Origin of the sequence: Saccharicrinis fermentans DSM 9555 = JCM 21142 (assembly GCF_000517085.1) — a bacterium.
In the GTDB taxonomy this organism is placed as follows: domain Bacteria; phylum Bacteroidota; class Bacteroidia; order Bacteroidales; family Marinilabiliaceae; genus Saccharicrinis; species Saccharicrinis fermentans.
The window spans coordinates 574,913-592,797 of the sequence record NZ_KI912107.1; the positions used below are offsets into that span (position 1 = coordinate 574,913).

The window sequence follows — 17,885 nt, forward strand, 5'->3', positions numbered from 1 at the left end:
ATAATATGAAAACAAAAAGATTTTTAAAATATTTGAATGTGGTTTTGTTCGCTCTGGTTCTTGTATTTCCGTTTGGAGATACTATAGCCCAGAAAAATAAAACCAAACGTGTAGAGGTCAGTTCCAAACTGGAAGATGCCTCAGGAAATGCTATTAGTGGTGCTACCATTTATGCCAATGAAGGTGCTACGGTAGTTAAGTCTGATGCTGATGGTAAATTTACGACTTATGTCAAGCGAGGTACTGTTATTCTTATAGAAGCAGAAGGTTACACACCAAAGAGCTGGGATTTGTCAAATGAGCCAGTAATGTCGAAGATTGTTTTGCAAGAAGTTGCATTAAAAATGGGTGCCAAAGATATGGTTAACCTACCTTTGGGTCATCAGGTTTCGCAACGCATGCTGGTAGGTGCTGTATCCCGGATTGAAGGTCGTGATCTGGAACGATATGCCGATCCTTTATTGAGGAATTCACTTCAAGGGATGGCAGCAGGTCTTAATGTTATTGCTACCTCTGGTGGTATGGCTAATAATCCTGCTTCATTATATGTACGCGGATTGTCAAGAAATAGCTCAAATACTCCTCTTTTTATTGTAGATGGAATTGAGCGCAGTTTTGATGATATTAACCCTGAAGAGGTTGAGAATGTTGAAATTTTGAAGGATGCAACATCTAAGATTCTTTATGGTTCACGTGCTGCTAATGGAGTCGTATTGTTAACTACGCGACGTGGAGAAGCGCATAAACGTGTTATTGATGCAAAGGTGGATTTTGGAGTTGGTTTAACCACTCGTATGCCAGCGTTTATTAATTCAGCTGAGTATGCCACATTATATAACGAGGCGCGTGTAAACGATGGTTTAACACCTTTGTATTCAAGTGAGGATATTGCTAATTACCAAAATAGTACTGGTGAAAATGATCTGTTGTATCCTAATGCAGATTACTACGATTATTTTTTGCGTGATTATACAACTTTCAGTAAAGCGACTTTAAATGTATCGGGAGGTAATAAGAATGCACAGTATGCTTTTATGGCCGGATATATGGGATATGGAGGTTTGCAGAAAATAGGGCCGGATCCTCGACAAGATCGTTTTAATATACGTATTAATTTAGATATGGATATCACAAGAGATATCTCTGCTTTTATTAATATGTCGGCTATTATGGATTCGTGGAAATATAGTGGTTTAGATCATTCTTCAACGTTTAGTGCGTTGAGTTCTCATCGTCCCAATGAATATCCTTTTATCATTGGGGAGGAGTATATTGAGGCCACCGATGATGGTGTTCCTGCTTTAGGGGCAAGTTATCAACATGCGGATAACTTGTTGGCTAGTCTGAATTATCAGGGCGATGGTAATAACCAATTTATTAACCAACAGATGACCACCGGTTTTGATTTTGATCTTCATAAAGTTACTGAAGGACTTTATGCGAATGTGTCATTAGCCTTTGATAACTATTTTTATGGGAGTCAGGTATTGGCTCCTAAAGCAGCAACTTATGTGCCTGTTATTGATGAAAGTATACTTGATGAAAATGGATCTCCTGCGGTAGGTTTTGAGTTAGCGAGAGCAGCAGTAACAGATACTAAGTATGATCTAAATAACAAGAGTACCTTGAGAACGACTGCCTTCAATGGTAAATTGGGCTATAAAAAAGATCTGGGAGTAGGTGTGCTTAACGCTTCATTAGGATATTTTCACTATATGAAAGAGGTAGCAGGTTCATCTATAGATATCGAAAATGACAACTTGTTTTTAAGAGCCAATTACAGTATAAAGAATAAATATGTGATTGAGGGATCTCTTTCTTATATGGGAAGTAACCGTTTTATAGAGGATAATCGACATTTCTTGTCTCCAGCTATTGGTGCTGCCTGGATTTTATCTGAAGAATCATTTTTGGATATTGATGCGATTGATTACTTAAAGGCAAAAGCTAGTTTTGGTATATTAGGTTACGATCGGGCTACCTCGTCATATTTATATGAGAACTTATGGTTGACTAGTGGTTCACAGTCTTTTGGAGAGCAGAATAAAGGCGATAATCCCAGTAAAGTATCTTTGGTATCATGGGGAAATCCTGATTTAGAATGGGAAAAATCCCGTGAAATTAACATTGGTTTAGAAGGTATGGCTTTTGATCGTCGCTTAGCTTTTGAAGTGAACTACTTTAATGAGTATCGCTACGATATGGTTGATCAAGTTGATGAGCAGTATGCTGCGATGGTTGGACCATTCAAATATTATACAAACTATCAAGAGGTTGTTAATAATGGTTTTGAGCTGGATATCGATTATATGAATACTATCGGTGAGCTATCTTACCGTGTGGGTGCTAACTATACTTATTCTAAAAACAATTTTAAGGTGAAGGATGAGGTTAATTATTCTGATGATCGCGCTACAGAAGGACGTCCAACTAGTGTTATTATGGGGTATGAGTCCCTTGGTTTATTTGGCAAAGATGTCGCTCTTGAGGGGGCTCCTAAGCAGATGTTTGGTTCTTATGGAGTCGGAGACATTGCTTATAAAGATCAGAATGGAGATAATATAATCGATGATTTGGATAAGGTAGAGGTGGGGCTGGATACACCTACTTCATTTATAGGCATTGATGTGGAGTTAAAGTATAAAAAATGGGGCTTGTATGCTTTAGGTACTGCCTCTTTGGGTGGAATGAAAACCCTAAGCAATACATATTACCGTAATAATGGTGAAAGTAAATATTCTAAGGTAGCTTATGATGCTTATCACCCTACCCGTAATCCTAATGGAACACAGCCTAGTTTGACTACTACTAGTGGAGCTAATAATACAGTGACTTCTGATTTTTGGACCAAGAGTGGTGATTTTTTCCGTTTGAAAAATGTGGAAGTGAGCTATACTCTTGATTTTGCTTTAGGAAGTGCTGTGAAGAAATCTAAGTTTTTTGTGAGAGGTAATAACCTATTGGTTCTTTCTGATATGAAAGACTTAGACCCGGAAGCCCCCAATAGTGGAGTGACTAATTATCCTGTGATACGTATGATAACAGGAGGAGTGTCTGTTTCTTTCTAATTGATAAATTATGAAAAAGAAAAATAAAATGAACAAAATTAGATATATACTAGGATTACTTACAGTTGTATACTTGTTGTGCGCTTGTGAAGATAATCTGGAGCCAAAGGTAATGTCACCTTATGGTGACGAATATGCTTACACGCTTCCTGGACCGGTTGAAGGATTTTTGACGAATGCTTATGGAGCTATTCCGAGTCAAATAGACCATTATGGTAGCGATTTTTTGGACGCAGCTACTGGTGATGCAGTGACCAACCAATATGGATCAAGTGTTTATGCATTGGGTAATGGAAAAATGTCAAGTACAAGTAATCCGATTGGTATTTGGGATGCTGCTTATTCGAGTTTCCAATGGATACATCTGTTTCAGGAAAAATCGGCAGACACCGCTACAGTAAAGTGGTGGATTGCTAATGATGAAAATGATGTTATAGAACGTACTCGTTTAATCGGAGAATCTTATTTTTTACGAGCATACTGGGGAATGGAATTGTTAAAAGTGTATGGAGGAGTTACTGAATCGGGTGAGGTGCTTGGTTATCCAATTGTTACCAAGTTTGTTACTGAAGACCAGAAAGATGAATTTCTTCATGTAACCCGTAATACTTACGAAGAGTGTGTGCAACAAATCCTAGATGATTGCGACAGTGCAATTGCGCTTCTTCCATTGGAGTATAGTGGAGATGATTTACTGTTAGGAAAAGCTTATATTGGTCGTGCCTCAGCTTCTGCTGCTTATGTGTTAAAGAGCCGTGTTGCCACTTTTGCAGCCAGTCCTGCATATAATGGAAATGTAGATGTTCAGGAGAAATGGGAGCGTGCTGCTTTGTTGAGTCAGGAAGCTATCGATAAAGCCAATTTAAGTTATACAGCACTTAGCTATGAGGCTGTCACCAATCCAACTCCGGATAAAGGATCGTTAACAACGCCACAAGATTATTTGTTTCGTAGATATCATAACAATAACTCTTTAGAAAACAGAAATTTGCCACCTGCATTCTGGGGGAATGGACGAACCAATCCATCTCAAAATTTGGTGGATGCTTTTCCAATGGCTAATGGGTATCCTATTACTGATCCTGCATCTGGTTATGATCCGCAGAATCCGTTTACAGGTCGTGATCCACGTTTGGATAATACAGTGATTTATAATGGAGCAAGTGTGGAAATAAACGGCAGAGGGCTAGAGGTTGCTGAAGTTGTGGCTGAGTATATCGTTTTAGATGCGGATACGACAGAAGTGGATGATGGAACCGGGAACATGGTAGAGGTGGTTGATATTATCTCAGATACTGTGATTTATCGGGCAGGCCTAGACTCTGAAGCCTATGATTACCGTGGAACACGTACTGGTTATTACTTACGTAAGTGGATTTCTACTAAAGCAGATATGCTTACAAATGTTAATCAGAAACTAAATTCTGAGCATATGTTCCCAATTATTAGAGGTGCAGAGGCTTTCTTTAATTTGGCCGAGGCTTCAAACGAAGTTGTTGGACCTTCAGGTATTGTTCCTGGATGTAGTCTTTCAGCTTACGATATCATGAAAGATATAAGGAGTAAATCGATTGGATTAGGGGCTACAGATCCATACTTAGATAGTCAATTGGGAAGTGCAGATGATATGAGAGCATTAATTCAGAATGAATCTCGTCTGGAATTTGCCTTTGAAAATCACCGCTATTTTGATTTGCGTAGATGGATGTTGCCACTGGATGAGACTGTTCGTGGTATGATCGTTAACCAGGATGAATCAGGAAACTTAAACTATGAAGGTACTGATCCAACCGATCCAAGTGGTTTCGTAGATATTGAAGAGCGTAGTTTTGATTCTGATCGCTATTACTATCATCCATTACCATATGATGAGATGGTGAAAAATCCAAATCTGGAAAATAACAAGGGTTGGTAAAATAGTTTCAGACAGATTTATAAAGAAATTTAAAATAGAAAGTTATGAAAATATATAAATTGATATTTGCTTCTTTTCTTGTATTGAGTCTTATGGCTTCTTGTGAAAAATATGAGGATTATGTAAGTGACTATGATTATACGACCGCATACTTTGGATCTCAAAAGCCATTACGCACCATTGTGGCGCGTGATGAAATGGAATTTGAAGTAGGTGTTGCATTAGGTGGAATGCGTGAAGATAATGGTACGCATGAAGTAAATTTCAAAGTGGATTCCAGTCTTTTAGAAAATATTCCGGAAGCTGCGGGCTTTGTGATGTTACCTGAAGCGTATTATACTTTAGGTGACGAGTCGAATTTTAATATTGTAAAAGATCATATGCGTGTGGTGAATGTTTCTTTAAATAGGGAAACTTTTACCGCTGATCCATTGGCAATTACTAATACTTACGCATTACCATTGCGCATTACCAGTGCTACTCTGGATAGTATCCCTGGAAGCGATTTGGACACAGCTACAATTGAATCAAAAGATATTACAATTTTGGTTGTGAAGTATATTAGTCCATACCATGGAACGTATTATTCAAAGGGAGTACAGTACGAATTAGATGCAACAGGAGCTCCAGTTGATACGATCACTTTTTCAGATGAAAATCTAAGTCAAAACATGACCAAGGATTTTTCTACACTTGCTTTAAATATCATAAGTACCAATAATATTTCCGCACAAATAAGTGGAAAAATGGATTTAACGATTGATAATGATAATGCTGTGGAGATTGCCTCAACTGCTATTACAGTTTCTGAAAATAATTCAGTGTATAGTCCTGAAGAAACAACGATATTTCTGGATTACAAATTTGAAAAATCCGGAACAATGTATCATACATTAGATACATTAATTCTTCGTCAGGCTCCTGAATTGGATTTGAGGTTTGATGAGTGGTAGTGATCGAATTTGGAAGGGAAAGGAGTTTTTTCCTTTTCCCTTGTCAGTTAAAGTAAACATTGTAAATAAATAGCATAATAGAAAAAGCACCTAGACATATGTTTAGGTGCTTTTTGAATTGGGAAATAGAATAATAATGGTGTTATGGCTCGCACCTAATTGTTATCTGATTCTCTAACAATCCTGGCGAATTTGCTTTTATGAAAATATTTCCTTTTTGGGTACTTGACTTAACAATAAGTAAGCAGAGTCCATTAAAAAGCTTAATATTATCTGCTTGTAGAGGTTCTAGTGATGCTGCATTACCATTGCCTACCGCAGCAATGCTGCCAGATCCTTGTAAACTAAATTGAATGTGGTTGTCTGCTGTCATGCAGGGATTACCGTTCTTGTCATTTACAGACACAGTTATAAAAGACAAGTCTTTTCCGTCGGCAGAAATATGTGCTCTATCTGCTACCATTTTTATTTGGTATGGTTCTTTTGATGTTTTAATTTCTTTTGAGGCTGCTTCTATGCCGTTTTTGTAGGCTACTACTTTTATAGAGCCCGCATGATAGGGTACTTTCCATGATAACCTATATTTTGACATGTAAGTTCCTTTTTCGAAAAAATGGAATTCAGCAGGAATAGGTGTTAAATCTACCCCTTTTACTTTTCTTCCCATTGATTTTTCATTTACAAAGAGCTCTACTTCATCGCAGTTGGTGTATGCAAATACGGGTATGGTATCACCTTCTTTTTCTTGCCAGTTCCAATGTGGTAAAACATGCACCATGGGCTTGGAGGTCCATTGACTTTGATATAAATAATATCTGTCTTTGGGAAATCCACATAAATCTACTGGTGCAAAATAAGAGGAATGTGAAGGCCAATTGTCATTCCAGTAGCCATGTGTAGAATTATCTCTTCCGCCATAAGGAGTTGGTTCTCCCAGATAATCAAAGCCTGTCCACATAAATTCCCCCAGTGAACGTTCTACTTTTTCTTGTTGTTCAAATTCAACATCTGGAGGATATGCCCATGGAGGACCGACAATCGCATCGTAGCTTGAAACCTGATTGGTTTCTATTTTAGGCATCGCTTCTATTGGTAAATGATAAACACCACGACTACTGGTTTGTGATGAAGTCTCGGATCCATATACCATATAATTGGGGTTCATATCCAGTATCTCTTGGTAGTTTAATGGCCAGTAGTTCATTCCAATTATATCAACATAGTCTGCCAATTTGTTTTTAAAAGGTGCAGGATAATAATTGAATCCGGCTGTTGTTGGTCTGGTAGGGTCTTCGTCATGACAGATATCAGTGAGTCTTTTGGTAATTTTCCATCCGTCTTTTTTACTTTGCTCTAGAATTTCATTGCCTATGCTCCACATGATAACACTAGGGTGGTTTCTGTCACGTTTTATCATATCGCGCAGGTCACGTTCGTGCCATCTTTTAAAGTGTTTGCTATATCCATTAGGTACTTTTCCTAACTCCCATTCGTCAAAAGCCTCTACTAAAACAACTATGCCTAATTTGTCACAGATTTCCAGTAGTTCCGGTGAGGGGGGGATTGTGGCTTGTTCGTAGGGCATTGACACCCATATTTTTCATGATTTCCATCTGTCTTTCTTTGGCTCTGTAATTGATGGCGGCTCCCAATGGACCCATGTCATGATGCATGCAAACTCCATTTAGTTTAGTTGGTTTTCCATTTAAAAGAAACCCTTTGTTGGCTGAAAAATCTATTTCACGAATTCCAAAGTCTGAAATATATTTATCTACGATTTTATTGTTTAATTTAATATAAGATATGGCCTTGTATAGCTTGGGTTTATAAATATCCCATAGTTCAGGTTTGTTCACGCTAATGTTTTGTGTTACAATGCCTGTTGTTCCTGATTGAATAACAATATTTGAAATGGCTTCATTTATCTTATCACCACTTGGATCAATAATCTCAGTTATTAAAATGGCAGATTTTTCCTGTTTGTTCTGGTTGCTAATAGAAGTCTGAACACAAATGGTAGCTTGGTTATTGTTTACCGTGGGAGTTGTAATATATGTGCCATATTGTGGAATGTGTAATTTATGATTTATTTTTAGACGCACATTTCGATATATTCCGGCACCAGTATACCATCTGGCAGCTAGATCTTCAGGTTGTAAACGAACTGCTATTACATTATCTTCGTCGTATTTTAAATAGGGTGTAATATCTACTTCAAATCCTATATAACCATATGGTCTTTCTCCTGCAAATTGGCCATTTACCCATACATGAGCATTGTTCATGGCACCGTCAAATTCAATAGAAACTAACTTTCCTAAATGTTCTTTTTTTACGGTAAAGTGTTTCCTATACCAACCGGTTCCATATACAGGGAGACCACCTGTACGTGCGTTATATTTTCTGTCGAATGGTTCTTCTATGGCCCAGTCGTGAGGAAGATCTAACTTTCGCCATTGGCTATCATCGAACTCGTATGTTTCTGCATTTTTTACTTCTCCTTTGTAAAAAGACCAGTTCTCGTTAAAGCTTGTGTCATTCACATAGTTATTTTTATTACATCCAACCATCAATAATAAAAGAGGAAGGAAGGGGATGCAAAATTGTCGTATTCGATTTTTATGTTTTTTCATATACTCTAATTTATTTTTCTAAGGTCACATGGAACCCGTCCATTTAGTTTTGTAAAATTATGCTTTGTTGTGTTGATTAAAGAAAGATATAATCGTATTATTCAGGGATAAATTATCTTGAATAAGCTTATGAATGGAGAAGTCAATTTAGTTGACTTTTATTGATTGGTTGTTTTTGAAAGTCTAATGGCTTGAGATAGTGTTGATTTAGAGAGTAGGAGGAGTAAATGTGTTGGAATGGATTTAAAATGCCCCTTATAAATAGTGTAAAAATTACTTATTTGCGATATACATTTTTCCTATGTTTGGAAGAGATTTAAATTTATAGAAAAATTGTAAACAAAATAAAATGAAAAATTTATTTTTGATATTGTTGTTATCAGTGTCTTTGGTTGGATTAGCACAGGATAGTGGTTTTAAGTGGGAAGATTATACCTTACCCACCGAGGAACGGATAGAAGCCATGATTGAAGCTATGACCCTGGAAGAAAAAGCAAGTCAGTTGTTAGACCAGAGTAAAGCTATTCCGAGACTCAATATTCCGGAATACAATTGGTGGAACGAATGTCTGCATGGTGTTGCCAGAAACGGAAGAGCTACGGTTTTTCCTCAGGCCATCGGTCTGGCTGCTACTTTTGATCCTCAATTGATACAAAAAGTATCCTCAGCTATATCAGATGAGGCGAGGGCGAAATTCAATATTGCCATAAAGAATGAAAATAGGTCGAGATATGCGGGTCTTACGTTTTGGACTCCCAATATAAATATATTTAGAGATCCACGTTGGGGTAGAGGACAGGAGACCTATGGTGAAGATCCCTTTTTGACTTCTCAAATAGGTATTGCTTTTGTGAAGGGCTTACAAGGTAACAATGAACAGTATCTAAAGGCTGCTGCATGTGCTAAACATTTTGCGGTACATTCTGGACCAGAGGAGCTTCGTCACGAATTTGATGCTGTGGTGTCATACCGTGATCTCTATGAAACCTACTTGCCTGCATTTGAAGCTTTGGTGAAAGAAGCCGATGTTGAAATTGTAATGGGGGCTTATAATCGGGTGTTGGGTGAGCCTGCGTGTGGAAGCCCTTTTTTATTACAAGAGATTCTTAGACAAAAATGGGGATTTAAAGGGCATATTGTATCTGATTGCGGAGCTATTTCTGATTTTCATTTATATCATAAGGTTACTCAAGATGCTGCAGAGTCAGCAGCACTGGCTATTAATAGTGGGGTGGATGTGAATTGTGGTAATAGCTATCATCATTTGGTAGAGGCTGTAAAAAGAGGCCTGGTATTGGAAGATACCATTGATGTTAGATTACGTTCTTTGTTACGTACTCGTTTTAAATTAGGTTTGTTTGACCCCGTGGAATTAAACCCGTTTAATAAGGTTGGAGAAGAGGTGATTTGTAGTGATGAACATAGTGCTATTGCCTTAGAAGCTGCGCGTAAATCATTGGTTTTATTAACTAATAAGAATAATGTATTACCATTAAATCCTACTATTAGAAATCTTTATGTGACAGGGCCTCAAGCAAATAATAGCGAGGTGCTGTTGGGTAATTATTATGGAATGAGTAATCGTTTGGTGAATATTCTTGAAGGTGTAACTGCTGCTGTAGGAGGTGGGACTACTATTAATTATAAGCAAGGCTGTTTGCCTTATCGTAAAAATGTAAACCCAATGGATTGGACGACAGGAGAGGCAAAAGCGTCTGATGCGATTATTGCAGTATTGGGTATTACAGGAGCTATGGAAGGAGAAGAAGGGGAAGCTATCGCTTCTGATACAAAGGGAGATAGATTGAATCCATATCTTCCGGATAACCAAATTGAGTTTCTGCGAAAATTGCGTAAGAACAATGAAAAACCAATTATTGTGGTGATGACCGGTGGTAGCCCAATGATTATTCCTGAAGTTGAAGAACTGGCAGATGCTATTCTTTGGGCTTGGTATCCGGGTCAAGAAGGCGGTACTGCTGTTGCCGATGTTATTTTTGGAAAAATTTCTCCTTCTGGTCGTTTGCCATTAACATTTTTAAAATCTTTGGACCAATATCCGGCTTATGAAGACTATAGTATGAGAGGTCGTACTTATAAGTTTATGAAAGAAGATCCTTTGTTCCCTTTTGGTTTTGGTTTAAGTTATACCAGATTTAAGTATGATAATATTCAAACAAGTGCAGCAAGAATAAAAAAAGGAAAAACGATTTCAGTAACATGTGAAGTGTTGAATGTTGGGAAAAGAGATGGTGAGGAAGTGGTGCAAGCCTATTTGGTGCAGCCTGGTGCAGGAGAGTCTGCCCCTTTTAAAAAGTTAGTCGCTTTTAAGCGAGTGAATATTCAAAAAGGACAATCAACGCGTGTTACATTTGAAATAACACCCGATTGCATGAAGCAGATTAACAATGAAGGAAAGGGTATCATCAAAAAAGGAGAATATACGATTATAATTGGAGGATCATCTCCAGTGAAGGATATGGATAGATTAGCTATTGCAGAACCAGTAAAAGCTAGTTTTACGTTGCGTTAATATTTTTGCTTAGAAATGATAATTTGTAACTTTGCCCTGCTACCATTTGGTGGTGGGGAATTTTTGGTAATTGGGAGGTAGATATTTTCTGCCTTTATTGTGCTAATTTTAATTTAACCATCCCTTCATATTGTATTTTAACATTATAAATTAAAGCTGATACCTTATGCGCATTTCTCTGACATCTATCTTATTGATTATATCTCTGTCAATTTTTTCTCAATCTGATTTTGAGAGATTGGATTCCCATGATGGATTGTCTCAGAATGACATCAATTTTATTCTTCAGGATTCCAAGGGTTTTATGTGGTTTGGTACAGTGGATGGTTTGAATCGATATGATGGTTTACAGTTTGTTCATTATAAAATTACAACACCAATGGAATATCCCATTGGTAGTAATCTTCCATTTTGTATGGTTGAGGACAAAAAAGGAAATTTTTGGATCGGAACATCAGACAATGGGATATGGTTTTTGAATAGAGAAAAAGAACAATTTAAACAGTACCCGACTGAAAAGAATGGAGAACGTTTGCTGTTGGGAAATAATGTATCCAGCTTATTCCTTGATCCCAATGGAATGCTCTGGTCTACATCGGATGAGGGTTTAAGTATAATAGATACAGAAAAATATTACAAAGGAGAATGGGTGAGCTATTTATACGAAGGAGTGTATAATAGCGATAATGATTTGAATAGGTGGTTATATGGTGTTGGTTTTGTCGATTTAGATGCAAAGGGCAGGTTCTGGATAGGTTCAAAAGAAGGTGTTTTTGAAGTTACGAATGCTGACCCTACTAATCTGTCATTAAATAAAATATCAGAGATATGGGGAGGCGATCTTGAAAGCATCATTGATGTTGATGGGGGACTTTTGTTTTCTATTTATTCGGGTGTTTATTACCTGAATGACAAAATGGAGACAACCAAGGTTTCGGACTATTTTTTTAATAAGTTTATTAAAACCAGTAAAGGAGAAATTTTTGGAGGGAATAAAAATGGGCTGTATAAGTTTAGTTGGGATGTAAAATACAAAAAACTAATTGAACAAAAACATTATTTTTATGACTTTAATAATGTTAAAAGCTTGTCAACCAATAATGTGTTCGATATTTATGAGGATAGATCAGGTTTACTTTGGGTTGGTACAAATGGTGGAGGATTAAATAAACTTGATTTAAACGAAAAAAAATTCAACCATTTTTATAAAAGTTCAGAGAAAGGAAGTCTTTCATACAACAAAATCAGAGCCCTGCATGAAGATAATAGTGGTAATTTGTGGGTTGGTACTGAGGGAGGTGGGATTTCATTTCTGCCGAGAAAGAAGGAAAGTCTATATGATACTGGGTTTAAGTATTTTGATGTTTCATTGATTGATTTTGGACAAAATTATGTGTACTGCTTTGAGGATATACCTGATACGGAGAATAAAGTTTTGCTGGGCGCCGGTTATCCTATGAAATTGGGCTTAGCTACCGTATCAAAAAGTGGAGAGGTGAAGCTAGAACCCCTTTCAGAATTGATAACAAACCCTGCTTTTACCATATTTAAAGATTCGCATAATATTTTATGGATTGGAACCTATGGTGGTGGATTATATAGGGCAGGGTTTAATACGGACGCACAGAAATTAGAGATATATCAACATTATATGTCCTCAGGGAAGCCTGGCAAAGGATTAACATCCAATAGAATTAGGAGTATCATTGAAGATGCCAAGGGGAACATATTAATAGGAACGGATAAGGGGCTAAATATACTCCCATATTCGGAGCGCCATAGGAAAAAGCCTGCCATTGATTGGATTCATTACGATTATAATAACCCAAAATCATTGGCACATAATTATATATTAGCCATGTGTTTAGATCGTGAAGGGCGTGTGTGGATTGGAACTATGGGTGGCGGTCTATGTTTACTCCAGCGAGATGATAAGGAGGATATTTACTTTAAAAGATATACCTCTAAACAGGGATTGCCCAATGATGTGATAAAAGCCATAGAAGAGGATGAAACAGGTAATTTATGGATATCTACGAATAATGGACTTACCCGCTTTAACCCGGAAAGCGAAGAGATGCGAAATTACTCCATTGCAGATGGGCTTCAGGACAATGAGTTTAGTGAATTAGCATCTTGTAAACGTTTCAATGGTGAGTTTTTGTTTGGAGGCGTTAATGGAGTCAATAACTTTGTTCCTGAAGAGATTGTGGATAATCCTTATGCTTCTGATATTGAATTTACCAATTTATCCATATTAAATGATCCCATATTGCCCGGCAAAGCCAGAAATGGACATGTGGTTCTGGAAAAAGAAATAGCTTCTACTGATTCGCTTCAGTTACGATTTTCAGAAGGAAGCTTTAGTGTTGGATTTACTGCGCTTCATTTTGTTGCTCCGGAAAAGATCAAATACAAGTATATGTTAGAGGGCTTTGATACGGATTGGAATGCTATTCAAAGCATGGAGCCTGTGGCTAAGTATACAAATATTCCTCCGGGTGAATATGTGTTAAAAGTATTGGCTACCAATAATGATGGGGTCTGGAACTCGGTTCCCGCGACCTTGTTCATTGAAGTGGTGCCTCCTTTTTGGCGAACAACATGGGCTATGTTGATTTATGGATTTGTGCTCATAGCTATGTTGATGTTCTTTCGTAGATATTCCATCATTGCGATTACCCAAAAAAATGACTTGATGATGGAGCATTTTAAAAAGGAACAAATGGAAGAGCTGGTTCAGTTAAAACTCCAGTTTTTCACCAATATATCGCACGAGTTTCGAACTCCATTAACCTTAATACAGACCCCTTTGGAGAAATTAATGGATGGGCAGAAAGTGGTTGATGAGCAAACACGACAGAATAGTTATTCATTAATGATGAAAAATATATCCATCCTTAATCGTTTGATTAATCAGTTGATGGAATTTAGAAAGTTAGAAAAAGGACGTATGCCCTTGGAGGTTACTAAAGGGAATCTTTACGATTTGGTAAAAGAAGTGGTGGATGCTTTTCGAGAAATAGCTCAGGCCAAGAATATTCAGTTTGAGCTAAAAAGTATGTATTCAATTGTTGAACTATGGTTTGATTATGATAAAATAGAGAAGGTGCTGTTTAACCTGTTGTCTAATGCTTTTAAGTTTACCCGTGCCGAAGGAATGGTTTCCGTGGAGCTGAGTGAAGAAGAAATGGATGGTTCTGAGTGGGTGAGGATTGATGTGATAGATAATGGTCCGGGTATTGATAAGGAGAAACTTCCTTTTTTATTTAATCGTTTTTATCAAACAGGAAGTCATAAATTGTCGAAAGTATCAGGTACTGGCATTGGCCTGTCTTATGCTAAAAATTTGGTGTTATTGCACAAAGGATTACTAAAGGTGACTAGCGAACCTAATGTGAAAACGAAATTTTCTGTTTTTTTGAAAAAAGGGAAAATGCACTTTGATAAAAAAGATTTTTCTGATCAGACTGTAGAGGATCAGAAGCGAAGTATTGCTTTAACGAAGGAAATCCACCTGGCCAATCAAATTGAAAAAACAGAGGAAAAAATACAACTGTCGCAACATAAGTCTACCGTCTTGATTGTTGAGGACAATCATGATGTGCAAGAGCTACTCAAGGAAACCTTGCAGGAGGAGTTTAATTGTATTCAGGCTTATAATGGTGTTGAAGGACTGGAATTAGCACTTAAATATAGCCCCAATATAATTGTCAGTGATGTGATGATGCCCGAAATGGACGGGTTTGAGATGTGTAGTAAAATAAAAAATGATGAAATGATATGCCACATCCCGGTTTTGATGTTAACCGCAAAATCAACGGATAGTGATAGAGTAACCGGATTTGGTGGTGGTGCCGAAGCTTATGTGGCAAAACCGTTTAAGATGGAAGTACTGATAGCACAAATTAAATCCATTCTGGATTCTCGTAAAAAAGTCATACAAAAGTTTTCGAAGAGTCTAAGTGTGGAGCCTAAGGATGTGACTTTTACCTCCATTGATGAAAAGCTGATTGAGAGATTGCTAAAAGTGGTGGAAGCGAATATTAGTAATCCGGAGTTTACAGTGGTTCAATTGGCCGAAGAGGTAGGAATGAGCCAGTCAATACTGAATAAAAAGTTAAAGGCATTGATGGGGCAAACGGCCAATGTGTTTATTCGTACCATTAGACTTAAAAGAGCAGCACAGTTGTTAAAGTTAAATCGTCATTCGGTTACCGATATTGTTTATGAAGTAGGTTTTAATGATGTTAAATATTTTAGGGAATGTTTTCGCAAGCAATTTAATCTTACTCCTTCGGAATATGCAAAAGAAAATGCAGAGTAATTGCCTGATTCTGCAACACAAACATTTTGGTATATACATATCGGATTGGTGGAGGTTTTTCTTCTATTGATTAAAATGTCCCTCTTATAAGATATAATCTATCCCTCATTACACTAAGTTCTAAAAATGTCCCCTTTTATAAAAGGTTTCTGTTTGTTAGAAAATGTATGGTAAACATATATTTGCTTTGCATTTTATTTATATGCTTTTGCTAGAGCATTTTTAAACTAATTAAATAGATAATTTAGAATTTATGAAAAAAAGTATATTTATTGTTATGTTGTTTGCTGTGCTGTTAACAGCGTGTCAAACCAAAGATGTTAACAAGACGGTAAATAATACTCCGTTTGAGGCTAATTGGGAGTCATTGAAAACTTATCAAACACCACCGTGGTTTCAGGATGCAAAATTGGGTATTTTTATACACTGGGGACCTTATAGCGTGCCGGCTTTTGGGTCAGAATGGTACCCTCGTTGGATGTATATGGATTCGGTGCAATGGAATCCGGATGGAGAGGTGACAAGTGAAGAACCTAGTTGGGTATATCAACATCATGTAGATACCTATGGTAGTCCTGCTGAATTTGGTTATAAAGACTTTATTCCCATGTTTAAAGCGGAAAAGTTTAATGCAACAGAATGGATAAAGCTGTTTAAAAAGGCTGGTGCTAAGTATGTGGTTCCTGTGGCGGAGCATCATGATGGTTTTGCGATGTATAACTCAAATTATACTAGATGGAATGCTGTTAATATGGGACCTCAAAGAGATGTCTTAGGCGAGTTATCCAAGGCTAGTAAAGAGCAGGGCTTGTATTTTGGTGCTTCTTCACATTTTGCTTTTAATTGGAATTACTACAATCATAAAGAAGGTTTTGATACAGCTGATCCGGAATATGCTGACCTGTATTCACGGAATCATCCACATTACGCTCCCGCTGATAAAGAATTTTTAGAATTATGGTGGAATCGTACCAAAGATATTATTGATAACTATCATCCTGATATTCTTTGGTTTGACTTTGTGTTGGACCATGAGGAGTTTGATCCATATCACCCTTTGCTGGCCCAATATTACTATAATAAAGGAATTGAATGGGGAAAAGATGTGGTGCTTCAGACAAAGAATTTTGGGCGACGCACTTTCCCCGAAGGGACTAATGTATGGGATATTGAACGAGGTAAATCTGCCGATATACTTGAATTTCCTTGGCAAACGGATACCTCTATTGGTAAAAATAGCTGGTGCTATGTGACAAATTGGGAATCGAAAGATGCAAATACGCTTCTAGATGACTTGATTGATATTGTGAGTAAAAATGGTAATATGCTTCTTAATGTTGGTCCTAAGGCTGATGGAACGATTCCTGAGGATCAGGCAGCTATTCTTTTGGAAATGGGTGAGTGGTTGAGTGTTAATGGTGATGCTATTTATGGAACTAGACCATGGACTATCTTCGGAGAAGGACCTACCGAAGTTAAAACAGGTCACCATACTGAGGGAAAGAATCCGGATCTGACATCTGCTGATTTTCGATTTACACAGAAAGATGGAAAAATATATGTGATTGCCATGGATGTAGCCGAGGATGGAAAGTATATGGTGAAGTCACTAGGTAGTGCGAATGATGTGTTTAAGGGAAAGATTAAGAGCGTTAAGCCATTGAGTAGTGATAAAGGATGTGACTGGCGTATAGAGAGTGATGGTTTGTACTTAACGTTAAAAGGAAATTGTAAATCGGATTATGCTTGCGCATTTGAAATTGAAGTGGAATAAATTTTTGTGAATAAATATTGAATGAGCATGAAGGGTGGCTGTTATCATAGCCACCCTTTTTTTTGGTGTGCCGGACAAGGTGAGTAAGGAGTATGTTTAAAAATTGGGTTTTGAAAAACTTAAAAATTGAATGAAGGACTCATATGTTAAAACGTATTTACGTGATGTCTTTAGATGTTAATACTCGGAATATGTGCCTTTTAAAGGTGGAAAAACTTTAGGAAAGACCTGAAAATGGTGTTTCAGACTCCAACGAAGTCGAAGGCTGAAACAGAGCTTTTAAACCTTGAAGAAATATGGGGTGGAATATCCTGTAGTGTTTCGAAGTAAGCTTTGTAAAACTATCGACTGATTGCACGGTATGCATGAGTTAAAGGTCTGAAGTTGAGGGTGTTGATGTTCAATTTTAATAACAATTTCAAGAAATTCTTAACTTAACGACATTGCACGTGCGGTAGCAGGGTTGGCCCGAATAATAACCCTAGGGTCGGCGTTGGTGAGAAACTATAATCCGGAAAATGCATTAGAAAATCTATTACGAATTAAAATTGCTGCCAATCAAGTCGCCAGCTAACCTAACTTGTTTTAATTCACCATAGCTGGTGCTATGCCTCATCTCAACAAGTTCATGATTGATTCCACTTTTAATTCTCATAATAAAGTTCAAATACATCATCTGGGT

8 protein-coding genes are annotated in these 17,885 nt (G+C 37.3%); 6 read left to right on the top strand and 2 right to left on the bottom strand.

Annotated elements, in window-relative coordinates:
- Nucleotides 1-5 precede the first annotated feature (5 nt).
- The 3 genes from CYTFE_RS0102625 to CYTFE_RS0102635 are packed head-to-tail and all read left to right on the top strand — an operon-like array spanning nucleotide 6 to nucleotide 5,936.
- Entirely contained in the window at nucleotides 6-3,068 is a 3,063-nt protein-coding gene (locus tag CYTFE_RS0102625) for a SusC/RagA family TonB-linked outer membrane protein (RefSeq protein WP_027470535.1), read from the top strand.
- A 10-nt stretch (nucleotides 3,069-3,078) separates the two neighbouring features.
- The gene (locus CYTFE_RS0102630; RefSeq protein WP_052342949.1) at nucleotides 3,079-4,983 is read left to right on the top strand and encodes a RagB/SusD family nutrient uptake outer membrane protein; all 1,905 of its coding nucleotides are present in this window, start codon (nucleotides 3,079-3,081) and stop codon (nucleotides 4,981-4,983) included.
- Between the two features lie 44 nt (nucleotides 4,984-5,027).
- Nucleotides 5,028-5,936: a BT_3987 domain-containing protein gene (locus CYTFE_RS0102635; RefSeq protein WP_027470537.1), complete on the top strand. Its 909-nt coding sequence runs from the start codon at nucleotides 5,028-5,030 to the stop codon at nucleotides 5,934-5,936.
- 142 nt (nucleotides 5,937-6,078) lie between these two features.
- Here the strand turns inward: CYTFE_RS0102635 and CYTFE_RS30590 are convergent, their stop codons facing one another.
- Entirely contained in the window at nucleotides 6,079-7,521 is a 1,443-nt protein-coding gene (locus tag CYTFE_RS30590; RefSeq protein WP_211238144.1) for a DUF4982 domain-containing protein, read from the bottom strand.
- Nucleotides 7,466-8,569: a sugar-binding domain-containing protein gene (locus CYTFE_RS30595; protein WP_200871277.1), complete on the bottom strand. Its 1,104-nt coding sequence runs from the start codon at nucleotides 8,567-8,569 to the stop codon at nucleotides 7,466-7,468. The genes CYTFE_RS30590 and CYTFE_RS30595 overlap by 56 nt, the downstream gene beginning before the upstream one ends.
- Before the next feature lie 349 nt (nucleotides 8,570-8,918).
- On the opposite strand from CYTFE_RS30595, the gene CYTFE_RS0102645 reads away from it, so the two are divergent.
- The 3 genes from CYTFE_RS0102645 (at nucleotide 8,919) to CYTFE_RS0102655 (ending at nucleotide 17,203) form a co-directional block, all read left to right on the top strand.
- Complete coding sequence (locus CYTFE_RS0102645) at nucleotides 8,919-11,102, top strand: glycoside hydrolase family 3 C-terminal domain-containing protein (RefSeq protein WP_044212432.1); 2,184 nt, start codon at nucleotides 8,919-8,921, stop codon at nucleotides 11,100-11,102.
- A 166-nt stretch (nucleotides 11,103-11,268) separates the two neighbouring features.
- The gene (locus CYTFE_RS0102650) at nucleotides 11,269-15,429 is read left to right on the top strand and encodes a hybrid sensor histidine kinase/response regulator transcription factor (protein WP_027470539.1); all 4,161 of its coding nucleotides are present in this window, start codon (nucleotides 11,269-11,271) and stop codon (nucleotides 15,427-15,429) included.
- 253 nt (nucleotides 15,430-15,682) lie between these two features.
- A complete protein-coding gene (locus tag CYTFE_RS0102655) occupies nucleotides 15,683-17,203 on the top strand; it encodes an alpha-L-fucosidase (RefSeq protein WP_027470540.1) in 1,521 nt (506 codons plus the stop codon).
- Nucleotides 17,204-17,885: the final 682 nt, after the last annotated feature.